Consider the following 14663-nt stretch of genomic DNA (forward strand, 5'->3'; position numbering starts at 1 on the left):
CGCCGCCGTCAACGACGTCTTGCCATGGTCAACGTGACCAATCGTGCCAACGTTCACATGAGGCTTGTTACGCTCAAATTTACCTTTTGCCATGTGAGGTCTCCATTTCCTTCCAGCCCATCAGGGCGAATTAGCTTTCTAAGATAAGCCCTTGGACTTACGCGTATTTCTTTTGAACTTCCTGCGCCACTGCGGTCGGAACCGGCTCATAGTGGTCGAACTGCATCGTGTACTGGGCGCGGCCCTGAGACATCGAGCGCAGATTGTCGACATACTTGAACATGTTCGCCAGCGGAACCATTGCGTTCACGACAACGGCTACGCCGCGCGTTTCCTGACCCTGGATCTGACCGCGACGGCTGTTGAGGTCGCCGATGACGTTGCCGACATAATCTTCCGGCGTCACAACCTCGACCTTCATGATCGGCTCGAGCAATTGAACACCGAGCTTCGATGCAGCTTCACGGAAGCAGGCACGACCAGCGATTTCGAATGCGAGTACCGACGAGTCAACATCGTGGTAAGCGCCGTCGATCAGCGTCGCCTTCACGCCGATCATCGGGAAGCCAGCGAACGGACCGGAAGACAGAACAGTCTGGATACCCTTTTCGACGCCCGGCACGTATTCCTTCGGAACTGCACCGCCGACGATCTTGGATTCGAATACGAATTCTTCGCTCTCGGAGTTCGGCTCGAACACGAGCTTGACGCGAGCGAACTGACCCGTACCACCGGTCTGCTTCTTGTGGGTGTAATCTTCAGTATGCGAACGCGTGATCGTCTCACGATAAGCAACCTGAGGCGCACCAACGTTTGCCTCAACCTTGAACTCGCGACGCATGCGGTCGACGATGATGTCGAGGTGAAGTTCGCCCATGCCAGCGATAATGGTCTGGCCGGATTCTTCATCGGTCTTGACCCGGAAAGACGGATCCTCAGCAGCAAGGCGATTAAGCGCGAGGCCCATCTTTTCCTGATCGCCCTTGGTCTTCGGCTCGATCGCGATCTGGATAACCGGATCCGGGAATTCCATACGCTCAAGGATAACCGGCTTCAGAGGATCGCAAAGCGTATCGCCTGTGGTGGTTTCCTTGAGACCCGCGAGGGCAACGATATCGCCAGCAAAGGCTTCGTCGATATCTGCACGCGAGTTGGAGTGCATCTGCAACATGCGGCCGATACGCTCTTTCTTACCCTTGACCGTATTGTCGAGCGAAACGCCCTTTGCGAGCTTACCCGAATAGATGCGGCAGAACGTCAGCGAACCAACGAATGGGTCGTTCATGATCTTGAACGCCAGCATCGAAAGCGGCTCATCGTCAGACGAGCGACGCTCGACTTCAGCTTCAGTCTTCGGGTCGATACCCTTGATGGCAGGAACGTCAACCGGCGAAGGCAGGAAGTCGACCACACCATCGAGAAGCGGCTGGACGCCCTTATTCTTGAAAGCCGAACCGCAGAACATCGGGAAGAACTTAACCGCGATGGTGCCCTTGCGGATCAAAGCGCGAAGCTCATCATTGGTCGGCATCTTGCCTTCGAGATAGTTCTCAAGGGCAGTTTCGTCCATCTCGACCGCGATCTCGATCATCTTCTCGCGAAATTCTTCAGCTTTAGCCTGAAGATCAGCGGGAATCTCAACAACATCCCACTGTGCGCCGAGCGATTCATCGCGCCAGACGTACGCCTTCATCTCGATCAGATCGACAACACCCTTGAAATCATTCTCAGCGCCAATCGGCAACTGAACGGCAACCGCCGTCGCGCCAAGACGGCTCTTGATCATCTCGTAGGAGCGGTAGAAATCTGCACCGATCTTGTCCATCTTGTTGCAGAAGATCATGCGCGGGACGTGATACTTGTCAGCCTGACGCCAAACGGTCTCGGTCTGCGGCTCAACACCAGCATTTGCGTCGAGAAGCGCGATCGCGCCATCGAGAACGCGCAACGAACGCTCAACTTCAATGGTGAAGTCAACGTGGCCTGGCGTGTCGATGATGTTGAAGCGACGCATCTTTTCGTCACGGCCTTTCCAGAAGGTCGTGGTCGCAGCAGACGTAATCGTAATGCCGCGTTCCTGCTCCTGCTCCATCCAGTCCATGGTCGCAGCACCGTCGTGCACTTCGCCGATCTTGTGCGACTTGCCGGTGTAGTAGAGTACGCGCTCAGTGGTCGTCGTCTTTCCAGCATCGATGTGAGCCATGATGCCGAAATTGCGGTAGTCTTCGATCTTATATTCGCGGGCCATAATGCTGCCTCTTGTCTCTCGCGCGCCAATTACCAGCGGTAATGAGCGAAGGCGCGGTTGGCCTCAGCCATCTTATGGGTGTCTTCACGCTTCTTGACGGCGGTGCCGCGATTGTTCGCAGCATCCATCAATTCGCCCGACAAACGATCAACCATCGTCGTCTCGTTGCGGTTGCGCGCTGCATTGATCAGCCAGCGGATCGCAAGAGCCTGACGGCGCTCCGGACGAACATCGACCGGCACCTGATAGGTGGCACCACCAACACGACGCGAGCGAACCTCAACGTGCGGCGCGACATTGTCGAGCGCCTGGTGGAACACACCAACCGGTTCCTGCTTGGTCTTGGCCTGCACCTGATCCAGCGCGCCATAGACGATGGTTTCGGCAACCGACTTCTTGCCGTCATACATGACGGCATTCATGAACTTCGTAACAACCAGATCACCGAACTTCGGATCCGGGTTGATCTCACGCTTATCTGCACTGTGACGTCGGGACATAGTCTGTGTCTCTCAATCTTCGTCGACCCGACGCTTCAAAAAGAAAGCGCCGAAGCCGGGAGGAATTCCTTACTTCGGACGCTTCGCGCCGTATTTCGAACGGCGCTGCTTACGGTTCTTCACGCCTTGGGTGTCGAGCACGCCACGAATGATGTGGTAGCGCACACCCGGAAGATCTTTCACACGACCGCCGCGGATCATAACAACCGAGTGCTCCTGGAGGTTATGCCCCTCACCCGGAATATAACCGATCACTTCGAAGCCATTGGTCAGGCGGATCTTCGCAACCTTGCGCAATGCCGAGTTCGGCTTCTTCGGCGTCGTGGTATAGACGCGCGTGCAAACGCCACGCTTCTGCGGGTTCTGCTGCATCGCAGGGACCTTGTTGCGCTTCACCGGCGCGGTGCGCGGCTTGCGGATCAGCTGGTTTACGGTAGGCATTAAACCTTCCTCTTGTCTCTCAATCTCGTGTCACAAGCCTTTTCGAGGCCGCTTTGAACGTCGCAGATCCATACGCAAATTCGGGCACAAAACCGTAATCACGGTTCCCGCCCGAACAAATCGCAGAGGAAGCATTACTGCTTCATGCACGCCGGAAATGTCTTTCGTTCGTAAAACGAACCCTGTTTGAGGCAAACTCCAGAGCGGGACGCCCCGGAAAAGAAAGCCTCACATCGGCTCAGACGTCGCGGCTTCTACTCGTAAGCCCCTGCCCCGTCAAGTCCGCGGTCCGAAAAAACGCGATCTCGGACCAACTGCCAGCCATGCAAAAATAGAACGCAACTTTGTTTCGTATTTCAGCAGTCACAGCAACAAAATAACAACGGCTCAGAAGCCCACAGTAGGAATGCCCGCGAACCATGCCTATATGGATTCGGTCAGATGGAAATTCCATACTGATTCCAAGCAGAAAGAGAATCATTTTCAAATGAATGACAACGAGCCGCCGGTCATCTGGATCATCGTAGGGCGAGTCACCCGCCGCAAAGGCGGGGAGGAATCAGAAGTGCATGTGCTGCTGCAGGCGCCGGATGAAGATTCGGCCGTGCGCATCGCTCTCAACGGATTGCAGAGCGAAGGATTTGCGGAAGCGCAGCTCGACCAGATCGGCGAACTGGAAGACGAGCCCGATGACGAGCCCTATCTGTCCGCCTATCAGGGCGCGCTTGAAGGCGAAGTCGCTATTGTAATGGCGTGACCGCTCAGTCGAGGTCTTTGACCTCGACGCCCGCCCCACCTTCAATACGGTGCGCGAGGCTGGCTTCCATGAAACCATCAAGGTCACCGTCAAGAACGTCTGACGGGCTGGTGGATTCAACGCCTGTACGAAGATCCTTCACGAGCTGATACGGCTGCAGCACATAAGAGCGAATCTGGTGACCCCAACCAATATCGGTCTTGGACGCCTGCTCCGCATTTGCGGCAGCTTCGCGCTTTTCCAGTTCAACTTCATAGAGGCGTGAGCGCAGCATCTCCCACGCCTTCGCGCGGTTCTGGTGCTGCGAACGTCCAGCCTGACAGGCAACAGCGATTCCTGTCGGAATATGCGTGATACGCACGGCCGAGTCGGTCGTGTTGACGTGCTGACCACCCGCACCTGACGAGCGGTAGGTGTCGATGCGCACTTCCGATTCAGGAATATCGATCTCGATCGTATCGTCGATAACCGGATAGACCCACGCGCTGGAAAACGATGTATGCCGCCGCGCATTCGAATCATAAGGCGAAATGCGCACGAGCCGATGCACGCCTGACTCGGTTTTCAGCCAGCCATAGGCGCTCTGCCCCTTGATAAGCAGCGTTGCGGATTTGATGCCAGCTTCTTCACCGTCATGCATTTCCAGCACTTCAACCTTGAAGCCGCGCCGCTCAGCCCAGCGGGTATACATGCGCAACAGCATGTTCGCCCAATCCTGGCTTTCGGTGCCGCCGGCGCCCGCATGAATTTCGAGATAAGTATCGTTGCCGTCGGCTTCGCCGGAAAGCATCGTTTCGATCTGGCGCTCGCGCACCTCGCCGGCCATCGATTTGATGGAAGCCTCGGCGTCTGTGACGATGCTTTGATCGCCCTCCATTTCGCCAAGTTCGATCAGTTCCATATTGTCGGAGAGCGATTGCTGCAATCGCTTCACCGCGCCAATGCCGTCATCGAGCGTCTGGCGCTCGCGCATCAGCTTTTGCGCTTCCTGCGGATTGTTCCAAAGATCGGCTTCTTCAGAGCGCGCGTTCAGGTACTCAAGTCGTTTTACGGCTTGATCCCAGTCAAAGATGCCTCCTCAGCAGGGTTACGCCCTGCTTGATTTCATCGATGAGGTTTTGAGTTTCCGCACGCATCAGCGAGATTCTTCCGTTGTGTGGCCGCTACATAAGGGGCGAGACGCGACGTGTAAAGCTGCCTCAGCTGTAGCCGGCATACCGTCCGGGCCGATGATTTTGCGCCAAAATCATATTGATGATCACTGCGCCAAGCACGGACAGCGCGACCTTATCCGCGGGCAAAATGAAAAGCGCTATGGCCAGAATGACCAGATCGATCGCAAGCTGCACATAGCCTGCGCGCCAGCCGAGCTTTTCCTGCATCCAGATGGCGAGAATATTGATGCCGCCAAGCCCGGTGCGATGTCGGAACAGGATCAGCATTCCCATGCCGATCAAGCATCCGCCCGCAACGCTCGCGTAAAGTGGCGAAAGTTCAGAAAACTGCACCCATTGGGGCGTGTAGCGCACAAACAGCGAAACAAGACTGACCGCAATGAATGTGCGCAATGTGAACGGCCAGCCCATACGCCAGACCGCAAGAATATAGAACGGCAAATTCACCAGCGAAAAGACGACAGCGAAGCTCCAGCCGGTCGAATACTGCAGCAGCAGCGCCAGGCCGGAATTGCCGCCCAGCGCCAGCATTGCGTGTGAATACATGGCAACGCCCAGCGAAACGATCAGCGAGCCTGTCAGTATGGCTTGCGCGTCTTCAAATAAGGTGTGGCGTTCCAAGGCAGCTTTGGACATGAATGCGGTCCGGTGAGAATCTCGTCGGTGCCAACTACAAGGTCGCAGAGCAAAGCGAAAGTCGCATTTCGAACCTGCGCACACGTTCGCGATCTTCAGAGGAATATACGAAATGTTTTATGCGATATTAGCTTATCACGTCGAAGGGGCAATCACGCAGCTCTCGCCAGAAGAAGACGCTGAGTTGATGAAGCATCTCATCAACATCAATACGCGGCTGGAAAGTGAGGGTAAACTCGGCCCTGCAGCACGGCTCGATTTCACACAGAGTGCCGTGACCGTGCGCGGCAAATCCAACGCAGATGTTTTTGACGGACCGTTCGCAGAAACGAAGGAGCAGTTGCTGGGCTTATATATTTTAAACTGCGCATCGCGCGATGAGGCCGTGGCAATCGCGCAGGAGTTCAAGGCCGTGAACCCCAGCGCGACTTACGAAATACGGCCCATTTCTTATTTCGCGCCAGGCGTATCGCTAGCCGGAGATTAGTGCTCGGAGGCTTCCGCCCCCGAGCACCCTGTTTATGCTTTATGCGTTTGCCTGAGCGACAGCGCGCTTCGCCATCGCCAAGATCAGCGCTGCGCGATAGTCTGACGAAGCGTGCATATCTTCCATCAGCGAGCCGGATGGCACTTTCACGCCCTCCAGTGCTGATGCTTCGAATTTCTTCGAAAGCGCTGCTTCGATTTCCTTGGAGCGGAAAACTCCGTCATCCCCTGCGCCCGTCACAGCGGCGCGAACTCCATCCTTGCCCTTCGTTACAAAAACGCCGGTCATGGCGTAGCGCGACGCTGGGTTGGGAAACTTTGCGTAGCCGGCCTTAGCAGGTACGGTGAAGCTGACGGAGGTTACGATTTCGCCATCCTTCAAAGCCGTTTCAAAAAGGCCCTTGAAGAATTTGTCAGCCGGAAGCGACCGCTTGTTCGTAGTGATCGTTGCGCCAAGCGCGAGCATAGCCGCCGGATAGTCGGCCGCCGGGTCATTATTGGCAATCGAGCCGCCAATAGTGCCGCGATGGCGAACAGCCGGATCGCCAATCAACCCCGCCAGATAGACAATCGCAGGGCAGGCTTTCGCCAGCTTGGCATCGGTCGCCACTTCATAATGAGTGGTGCCCGCGCCGATGGTCACTGTCTTGCCTGAAACGGTGATGCCTTTCAGGTCTTTGATGTGTGTCAGGTCCACAAGGTCTGACGGCGCGGCAAGGCGCGTTTTCATTGCCGGGATAAGCGTCATGCCACCCGACAGATATTTCGCGTCACCCTTGCCGAGCTTGGCGGCATCAGCCACCGATTTCGCGCGATGATAGTTGACTGCATACATGGTCGTGTCTCCTTCCTCGCGCTCAGTTCTTGGCCTGAAGTGCGCGCCACACGCGCTGTGGCGTGGCAGGCATTTCAAGGTTGTTGGTGCCGATTGCATCGGTAATCGCATTGATCACCGCAGGCGTGGAGCCAATGGCGCCAGCCTCGCCGCAACCTTTGATGCCAAGCGGATTGCCCGGACATGGCGTATTCTGGTGCGAAACCTCGAACGACGGCAGATCGTCTGCGCGCGGCATGCAATAGTCCATATAGCTGGCTGTCAAAAGCTGCCCGCTGGATGGATCGTAGTTTGCGCCTTCAAGCAGCGCCTGACCAACGCCCTGCGCAATGCCGCCATGCACCTGACCTTCGACAATCATCGGATTGATGATGTTGCCGAAATCATCAGCCGCAACGAATGCCAGAATGTCGGTCTTTCCGGTGTCAGGATCGACTTCCACCTCGCAGATGTAGCAGCCAGCCGGGAACGTGAAGTTCGTCGGATCGTAGAAGGCTGTCTCCTTAAGACCCGGCTCCATGCCGCCCGGAAGATTGTGCGCGGTGTAGGCCGCGAGCGCCATCTGGAACCACGGAACATTCTTGTCCGTGCCTGCCACTTTCAGCGCACCGTTTTCAACGACGATATCACTCTCGTCCGCTTCCAGCAGATGCGCGGCAATCTTCTTTGCCTTGGCTTCCACCTTGTCCAGCGCCTTGACGATGGCCGACATGCCGACCGCGCCGGAGCGCGACCCATACGTACCCATACCCATCTGCACCTTGTCGGTGTCGCCGTGTACGATTGAAACGCTATCCAGCGGCACACCAAAACGCTCGGAAACAAGCTGCGCGAAGGTCGTTTCGTGACCCTGTCCATGGCTGTGCGAGCCGGTCAAAACCTCGATGGTTCCAACGGCGTTCACGCGCACCTCGGCAGATTCCCAAAGGCCCACGCCTGCACCCAACGAGCCAACCGCGGCAGACGGCGCGATGCCGCAAGCTTCGATATAATTGCTCATGCCGATGCCGCGCAGCTTGCCGCGCTTGGCAGATTCGGCTTTGCGCTTTTCAAAGCCCTTGTAGTTGATCGCTTCCAACGCCGCATCCAGCGAAGCGGCATAGTTGCCCGCATCATAGTTCATGATAACCGGCGTCTGGTGCGGGAACTGCGTGATGAAATTCTTGCGGCGCAGTTCTGCGGGAGAAACGCCAAGTTCGCGCGCGGCAGTTTCCATGGTGCGTTCCAGCACATAGGTTGCTTCTGGACGCCCTGCCCCGCGATACGCATCGACCGGCGAGGTGTTTGTATAAACCGCCCGGACATTGGCGTGGATAGCCGGGAAATTGTACTGGCCCGAAAGCAGCGTCGCATAAAGATATGTCGGCACCGACGACGAGAACAGCGACATATATGCGCCGAAGTTTGCAATCGTATCGACCTTAAGACCGATGACATGGTTGTCCTTGTCAAAGGCCATCTGCACTTCCGTTACGTGGTCGCGGCCATGAGCGTCAGTCAGGAAGCTCTCGGTGCGGTCGGCAACCCACTTCACCGGCACGCCAGCCTTCTTGGAAGCCCAGCAGCACACCACCTCTTCCGGGTAGATGAAGATTTTTGATCCGAATCCGCCGCCGACATCCGGCGCGATCACGCGCAGCTTGTTCTCCGGCGCGACATTGTAAAACGCGCTCATCACGAGGCGCGCCACATGCGGATTCTGGGAGGTGGTCCAGCAGGTGAAGTGATCTTCCGCCTTGTCGTACTGGGCGAGCGCTGCGCGCGGCTCCATTGCGTTCGGCACGAGGCGATTATTCACAATGTGCATTTTGGTGATGTGCGCCGCCTTTTTCAGCGCCGCATCGGTCGCAGCCGCATCGCCGATTTCCCAATCATAGATCAGGTTGTTGTCCGCTTCCGGGTGAAGCTGCGGCGCACCTGCCTTTAGCGCGTCAACAGCTGTGGTAACGGCCTTGCGCTCCTTATAGGTTACGTTGACGGCTTCCGCCGCGTCGCGCGCCTGTCCTTTGGTGTCGGCAATCACGATCACCACCGCATCGCCAACATAGCGCACGCGATCCACCGCCAGCGGCGACCATGCGCCCATCTTCATCGGCGTGCCGTCCTTGGAATGGATCATCCATCCACAGATCAGATTGCCGATGCCATCGGCCTTCAACTCCTTGCCGGTCAGCACTGCAACGACGCCGGGCATGGCTTGCGCCGCCTTCACGTCGATCTTCTTGATATCTGCGTGTGCATGGGGGCTGCGCACAAACACGGCATGCTTCATGCCGGGAACAACCATGTCGTCCGTGTAGCGGCCCGAACCGGTGATAAATCTCTTATCTTCTTTACGCGCCACGCGGGCGCCAATGCCTTCCATTCCCATGAGGTTTTCCTCCAAACCGTAAGAACAGTGGGTAGCGCGTCAGGCCGCTTTGGCCCGGCCTTTGCCTTTAGTGCTCTTGGCCATTTCCTTTGACGCAGCAAGCACTGCCTTGACGATGTTATGATAGCCCGTGCAGCGGCAGATATTGCCTTCCAGTTCGGCGCGAACGGTGGCTTCGTCCAGTCCTTCAGGGTGGCGATTGATCATATCGATAGCCGACATAATCATGCCCGGCGTGCAGAAGCCGCATTGCAGGCCGTGATGCTCACGGAACGCTGCCTGCACAGGGTGCAGATCCGCGCCGTTCGCCAATCCTTCGATAGTCATGATTTCAGAACCCGACACCTGCACCGCAAGCAGCGTACAGGACTTCATCGCCTTGCCGTCGACATGCACAAGGCATGCGCCGCATTGGGATGTATCACACCCGACATGGGTGCCGGTCAGGCCGAGATTTTCTCGCAGAAAATGCACAAGCAAGGTGCGGTCCTCGACCGTTCCTTGCACCTTGCGACCGTTCACGGTCATGGAAATTTCGGACATTGTTCCTCCCCTGGCTGTGCCGGGAGTGGTGCCCCAGCACTGGCGGTTCTGTGCCGCCGCGATCGGCTAATGGTAGTGAACCCAACATGCGGACTGTGCCGCTGGCTAATGCAGCGTTCTATTGTACTTTAGGTCAGAAAATGCTCTGCATTGGCAAGCGGGCATAGAAGGGTCGTTCGACGGCTCGCACGCCACCCAACGCGCGGATGAATGCGGGAGGAAGCACTGGCAGTTTCGCGCACGAGCTATGCTTGTGGACTTGTCGCGTTGAGTACGGATTCACCGGACGAGGACACGTTCATTCAGAACGTTGCTGCCGAAGTTGCGGCGACGCAGACCGGCTTTGCTCTCTTCTTCTATTCGCGCTCGCTTTTCGATTCGGGCCGCCTCGCCGAATCGCTCAAGCGTCGGCTACCGGCATTGCCCCATGCGGGATGCACGACAGCAGGCGAAATCACACCCGATGGTCTGCATGAAGGCCAAGCCGTCGCGCTGCTTTTCCCATCGAATGGGTTCGCGGCTTCGGGCACCCTACTCCAGAGCATTTCGACCTCAGATATCAAAACCGTTTCCGCACAGGTCGATGCGCTTCGTCGCTCCTTCACCGCTGGTCCTGACCGCAAGGAGACTAACATTTTTGCGATCTGCCTGATCGATGGCCTGTCCTATTCGGAAGAGTCCGTCACATCGGCAATCCACTGGGAGCTTGAAGATATCCCGCTTGTTGGCGGTTCGGCCGGTGATGAATTGAAGTTCGAGAAAACCAGCCTTCTCTGGAATGGCGGCGTTTATACCGACAGCGCTGTCGTCGTGTTGTTCGCGACCGATATTCCATTCCACACATTTAAGACCGACAATTTCATCGCGACCGAAAACAAGCTCGTAGTGACAGCATCCGATCCCGCGCGCCGCATCGTGCGCGAGTTCAACGCCACCCCAGCGGCAGAAGAATATGCGGGCGCGGTGGGCCTGTTGCCGAATGATCTCACACCGCTCAGCTTCGCGTCACACCCAACGGTCGTGCGCGTCGGCGGCGAATATTTCTGCCGCTCTATTCAGAAGAGCAATCCAGACGGTTCGCTCTCCTTCTTCTGCGCAATCGATGACGGTATTGTGCTGTCAATCGCGCGAGCGGTCGATCTTGTGGAGTCCACCGAGGCCGCGCTCAACGAGGTCGAAAATGTTCTGGGCGGAACCGATGTCATCCTTGGCTTCGATTGCGTTTTGCGTCGTCTCGATGCCGTCAACCGCCAGTCGGTTCGGGACTTGTCGGACGTTTACAAGAAAAAGCATGTTGTCGGCTTCGGCACCTATGGCGAGCAATATCAGTCCTTGCACCTGAACCAGACTTTCACCGGCATTGCGTTCGGACATCGTCGCCAGGCCGCTGAATAGGATTTCGCCGTGGCGCTGGAACACATCGCAGACATCGAACGGCTGAAAAAAATCAATGCAGCACTCATCAATCGCGTTGAGCGCTCGATGGATCAGCAGGGCAACGCCTTTTCGCTGTTCCAGACCGCGATCAGCCTTGAAAGCCTTGTGCGCAGCCGCACCGACGAACTTCATTCCGCGCTGCGCCGTTTGGAGCAATCCAACGCCGAACTCATTGAAGCGCGCGACCGCGCCGAGCAGGCCAATGTTTCAAAGACTCGGTTTCTCGCCGCCGCCAGCCACGACGTGCTTCAACCGCTCAACGCTGCGCATCTTTCTGTCTCCGCCTTGGCGGATGTGCAGACCAGCACCGAGGGCAAACGTCTTGTGCGTCAAGTAGAGCGTTCGCTCGAAACGATGGAAACATTGCTGCGTACGCTACTGGATATTTCTCGCCTCGATGCTGGCGTCGTGCAGCCGGAATTCACCAGCGTTTCGCTGGATCAGTTGCTGCAAGGTCTGCGCTCGGATTTCCTTCCTCTGGCAGAACGCAAGGGCTTGCGGCTCCGCTTTGCGCCCACATCTTTGACGCTGAAAACCGATCGCACATTGCTGCGCCGCATCCTGCAAAACATCGTCGCCAACGCTATCCGTTACACCACGACCGGCGGCGTTCTGGTTGGCGTGCGCCGTCATGGTGCGAATCTCAGAATTGAAATTGCAGATACCGGATGCGGTATTCCGGAGGATCAGCGCGATCGCGTCTTTGAGGAGTTTCATCGCGGCGTGGCGGTGGATGAGTCCGGCCTTTCCGGCGCGGGGCTGGGGCTGGGGCTCGCCATCGTCTGGCGCATGGTGGAAACGCTCGGCTACCGCGTCAGCCTCGATTCCCGCATCGGCCAGGGCACGGTGTTTCACCTTGATATTCCGGCCTCCTGCATCACGCCGAATGAACCTTCGCAGATGCTTGCCCAAATCGAGCAGCCGCGCGGCTATGGGTTATTCGGCGCAAAAGTATTGCTCGTCGAGAATGACCCCGACGTCGTGATCGCAATGGTCGGTTTGCTCGAAAGCTGGCAATGCGATGTCCGCGCGGCGGGCACGACCGAAGAGGCTCTCAACGAACTCAATGATACGGCCTGGATTCCTGACATCGTAATCGCAGATCAGCATCTGGACCGTGGCGACCTTGGCAGTGCGACGATCATTGGCATCCGCGCGTGGCTTGGCCGAGTGATCCCGGCGCTTGTAACAACCGCCGACCCCGACCCGCTCCTTGAGGAAATCGTCGCTGAAATGGGCGCGGAGCTTCTCGTCAAGCCGATCAGACCGGCACGGCTTCGCGCCCTGCTGGCTCACATGCTGGCGTAGGGTCAGCCCGCTTAATCTCATAGTCTCGCATGGCCCCTCACTCGTACCCTCGCCCCGTAAACAGGGAGAGGGAGACAGACGCGCCGCGCGCATCATTCAGCACTGTGCTTCTGATTCTGTCGCTACGGAGACGTCCCCCCTCCCTGTTTACGGGTGGAGAGGGAATTGAGAGCACTGCGCCCACAACGAGCGCGTTAAAAGGCTCGCACCACGCTTATGTCTCCCTCTCCCTGTTCACGGGGAAAGGGTAAGGGTGACGGGCAGCGCAAACCTACGCGCCCGCCCCCCAAACAATCACGCAGCCTTGCTACCAAATCGCTTGGCGCCGCCGCCGAAGCGCTTACGGCGGAAGGGCTTCTTGCCAGCAGGCTTGCCGCTGTTGCGCTCACCTTGAACGTCAGCACCGGCACCGCGTGGCGCGTTGCCCTGACGTTGCGGACCGCGACCGCGACCGCCCTCGCCATTGCCATGTCCGCGATGAGCGCCGTCGCGTGGCTGTCCGCGATGCTTCTGCCCGTCACGCTGCTCGCGGGGTGCGCGATCATTTGCAGGCTGCTGCATACGCTGAACGCCCGGCTCAGGCTTCGGATCAGGCTCGCCGGTATGATCTGCCGCCACGTGCAGCTTCATGCGAATGATCTTTTCGACAGAGCGCAGTTTCGACGCTTCAGTCGGATCGCAAAGCGTAATCGCAATGCCGTCTGCGCCATTGCGGCCGGTGCGCCCGATACGGTGTACGTAGCTGGACGCCTCATCCGGCAGATCAAAGTTCACGACATGCGAAATGCCGGGCACATCGATACCGCGCGCTGCAATGTCCGTCGCAACGAGAATCCGAACCGAACCGTCGCGGAAACCGTTCAGCGCTTTCTGCCGCGCGTTCTGAGACTTGTTTCCGTGGATCACGGCCGCCTCAAACCCGTCACGCTCAAGATCGCGGGTCACGCGGTCTGCGCCGTGCTTGGTGCGCGCAAAGATCATCACGGACTTCATGTCCGGGTTCGCCAGCATCTGCGAAAGCAAGCGGCGCTTCTGCTTCGTCCGCGCCATGATAACGCTCTGCTTGATTTCGGCTGCGGTGGTTCCTTGCGGGGCCACATCAACGCGCACCGGGTCGCGCAACAGGTCATGCGCCAGCGAAGCGATTTCAGCCGGCATGGTCGCCGAGAAAAGCGCGGTCTGCCGCGCCGGATGGATCGCCTTCGCAATGCGGCGCACGTCATTGATGAAGCCCATGTCGAGCATCCGGTCGGCCTCGTCAAGCACCAGCCATGTGGTTTCGCTCAGCACAACCGCATGGTCCCGCAGGAGGTCCATCAGACGCCCCGGCGTCGCTACCAGCACGTCAACGCCAGGCGCAATCTTGCGCACTTGCGTGCTCTTCGAAACACCGCCAAGCACAAGCGCCGTCGCAATATGCGCGCCCTTGGCCAGCAGCTTGATCGTGTCCTCGATCTGCACGGCCAGCTCGCGCGTCGGCGCAAGGATCAGCGCGCGCGCCGTCTTGGGGCGACGCTTCGTACCGAGCGCCAGAATCTTCGACAGGATCGGCAAGGCAAACGCCGCCGTCTTGCCGGAGCCGGTCTGAGCAATGCCCAGAATATCGCGGCCAGCAAGCTGCGGCGGAATGGCCAATTCCTGAATCGGCTTCGGAGCAGCAAAACCTGCTGCCTCCGTTGCTTTCAGAAGCTGCCCACCAATGCCGAGCGCCTCGAAACCTTCGGGCGCCTCATTATTCTCAATAGTCAATTCACACATCTTTCGCGTGGCTCAAGCGCCACTGCCATACGCACCGCAGGGCGCATACCTGCAGCGCTCAAAACAAAATTCGAAAACGACAAGGCGGCGAACAGAGTTCGCACGGTTGCGCTGTCGTGCCCACTCCATTTGGAATGGGGCTGTTCGCTCGATTGATGGACTCGGTCC

14 protein-coding genes are annotated in these 14663 nt (G+C 57.8%); 4 read left to right on the forward strand and 10 right to left on the reverse strand.

What is annotated here, in order from left to right:
* From DY251_RS17250 to rpsL, 4 genes are all read right to left on the reverse strand, one after another.
* Nucleotides 1-93, reverse strand: a 93-nt coding sequence (locus DY251_RS17250; protein WP_147307454.1) for a GTP-binding protein, incomplete at its 3' end; no start/stop codon positions are given.
* Nucleotides 94-157: 64 nt separating this feature from the next.
* A complete protein-coding gene (fusA, locus tag DY251_RS17255) occupies nt 158-2248 on the reverse strand; it encodes an elongation factor G (RefSeq protein WP_116625163.1) in 2091 nt (696 codons plus the stop codon).
* A gap of 29 nt (nt 2249-2277) precedes the next feature.
* Nucleotides 2278-2748: a 30S ribosomal protein S7 gene (gene rpsG, locus DY251_RS17260; RefSeq protein WP_116625164.1), complete on the reverse strand. Its 471-nt coding sequence runs from the start codon at nt 2746-2748 to the stop codon at nt 2278-2280.
* 69 nt (nt 2749-2817) lie between these two features.
* Nucleotides 2818-3189: a 30S ribosomal protein S12 gene (gene rpsL, locus DY251_RS17265; RefSeq protein WP_116625165.1), complete on the reverse strand. Its 372-nt coding sequence runs from the start codon at nt 3187-3189 to the stop codon at nt 2818-2820.
* 487 nt (nt 3190-3676) lie between these two features.
* Here rpsL and DY251_RS17270 point away from each other — a divergent pair, with 487 nt between their 5' ends.
* Nucleotides 3677-3946: a transcriptional regulator gene (locus tag DY251_RS17270; RefSeq protein ID WP_116625242.1), complete on the forward strand. Its 270-nt coding sequence runs from the start codon at nt 3677-3679 to the stop codon at nt 3944-3946.
* Nucleotides 3947-3950: 4 nt separating this feature from the next.
* Here the strand turns inward: DY251_RS17270 and prfB are convergent.
* Nucleotides 3951-5082 (reverse strand): peptide chain release factor 2 gene (prfB, locus tag DY251_RS17275; RefSeq protein WP_116625166.1). Its coding sequence is split into 2 segments (ribosomal slippage): nt 3951-5015 and nt 5017-5082, totalling 1131 coding nucleotides; the frame shifts between segments, so codons are not numbered across the junction.
* 63 nt (nt 5083-5145) lie between these two features.
* On the reverse strand, nt 5146-5757 hold the full coding sequence (locus tag DY251_RS17280; protein ID WP_116625167.1) for a YitT family protein: 612 nt from the start codon (nt 5755-5757) through the stop codon (nt 5146-5148).
* A 112-nt stretch (nt 5758-5869) separates the two neighbouring features.
* Between DY251_RS17280 and DY251_RS17285 the strand changes: the two genes are divergently transcribed.
* Entirely contained in the window at nt 5870-6244 is a 375-nt protein-coding gene (locus tag DY251_RS17285; RefSeq protein WP_116625168.1) for a YciI family protein, read from the forward strand.
* A gap of 39 nt (nt 6245-6283) precedes the next feature.
* Here DY251_RS17285 and DY251_RS17290 read toward each other — a convergent pair whose 3' ends face one another.
* Genes DY251_RS17290 through DY251_RS17300 form a run of 3 tightly spaced genes read right to left on the reverse strand, consistent with a single transcriptional unit; the run spans nt 6284 to nt 9992 of the window.
* Nucleotides 6284-7078, reverse strand: a complete 795-nt coding sequence (locus DY251_RS17290) for an FAD binding domain-containing protein (protein WP_116625169.1) — start codon at nt 7076-7078, stop codon at nt 6284-6286.
* Between the two features lie 22 nt (nt 7079-7100).
* Nucleotides 7101-9449 carry a xanthine dehydrogenase family protein molybdopterin-binding subunit gene (locus tag DY251_RS17295; protein ID WP_116625170.1) on the reverse strand — a complete coding sequence of 783 codons (2349 nt, stop codon included), beginning with the start codon at nt 9447-9449 and terminating at the stop codon, nt 7101-7103.
* Between the two features lie 39 nt (nt 9450-9488).
* Nucleotides 9489-9992, reverse strand: a complete 504-nt coding sequence (locus DY251_RS17300) for a (2Fe-2S)-binding protein (protein ID WP_116625171.1) — start codon at nt 9990-9992, stop codon at nt 9489-9491.
* Nucleotides 9993-10202: 210 nt separating this feature from the next.
* Between DY251_RS17300 and DY251_RS17305 the strand changes: the two genes are divergently transcribed.
* Both DY251_RS17305 and DY251_RS17310 read left to right on the forward strand, forming a co-directional pair.
* Nucleotides 10203-11387 (forward strand): FIST N-terminal domain-containing protein, encoded by a 1185-nt coding sequence (locus tag DY251_RS17305; RefSeq protein WP_116625172.1) that lies wholly within the window; start codon nt 10203-10205, stop codon nt 11385-11387.
* A 9-nt stretch (nt 11388-11396) separates the two neighbouring features.
* A complete protein-coding gene (locus tag DY251_RS17310; protein ID WP_245416018.1) occupies nt 11397-12737 on the forward strand; it encodes an ATP-binding response regulator in 1341 nt (446 codons plus the stop codon).
* 294 nt (nt 12738-13031) lie between these two features.
* Here DY251_RS17310 and DY251_RS17315 read toward each other — a convergent pair whose 3' ends face one another.
* Entirely contained in the window at nt 13032-14495 is a 1464-nt protein-coding gene (locus DY251_RS17315; protein ID WP_116625173.1) for a DEAD/DEAH box helicase, read from the reverse strand.
* Between the last annotated feature and the right edge of the window lie 168 nt (nt 14496-14663).

Origin of the sequence: Mesorhizobium denitrificans (assembly GCF_003403035.1) — a bacterium.
GTDB lineage: Bacteria > Pseudomonadota > Alphaproteobacteria > Rhizobiales > Rhizobiaceae > Mesorhizobium_G > Mesorhizobium_G denitrificans.

What these genes read in the sequence shown, in the direction of transcription:
- fusA (WP_116625163.1), bottom strand. Translation starts at nt 2,248, where the DNA reads ATGGCCCGCGAATATAAGATCGAAGACTACCGCAATTTCGGCATCATG.
- rpsG (WP_116625164.1), bottom strand. Translation starts at nt 2,748, where the DNA reads ATGTCCCGACGTCACAGTGCAGATAAGCGTGAGATCAACCCGGATCCG.
- rpsL (WP_116625165.1), bottom strand. Translation starts at nt 3,189, where the DNA reads ATGCCTACCGTAAACCAGCTGATCCGCAAGCCGCGCACCGCGCCGGTG.
- DY251_RS17270 (WP_116625242.1), top strand. Translation starts at nt 3,677, where the DNA reads ATGAATGACAACGAGCCGCCGGTCATCTGGATCATCGTAGGGCGAGTC.
- DY251_RS17280 (WP_116625167.1), bottom strand. Translation starts at nt 5,757, where the DNA reads ATGTCCAAAGCTGCCTTGGAACGCCACACCTTATTTGAAGACGCGCAA.
- DY251_RS17285 (WP_116625168.1), top strand. Translation starts at nt 5,870, where the DNA reads ATGTTTTATGCGATATTAGCTTATCACGTCGAAGGGGCAATCACGCAG.
- DY251_RS17290 (WP_116625169.1), bottom strand. Translation starts at nt 7,078, where the DNA reads ATGTATGCAGTCAACTATCATCGCGCGAAATCGGTGGCTGATGCCGCC.
- DY251_RS17295 (WP_116625170.1), bottom strand. Translation starts at nt 9,449, where the DNA reads ATGGGAATGGAAGGCATTGGCGCCCGCGTGGCGCGTAAAGAAGATAAG.
- DY251_RS17300 (WP_116625171.1), bottom strand. Translation starts at nt 9,992, where the DNA reads ATGTCCGAAATTTCCATGACCGTGAACGGTCGCAAGGTGCAAGGAACG.
- DY251_RS17305 (WP_116625172.1), top strand. Translation starts at nt 10,203, where the DNA reads ATGCGGGAGGAAGCACTGGCAGTTTCGCGCACGAGCTATGCTTGTGGA.
- DY251_RS17315 (WP_116625173.1), bottom strand. Translation starts at nt 14,495, where the DNA reads ATGTGTGAATTGACTATTGAGAATAATGAGGCGCCCGAAGGTTTCGAG.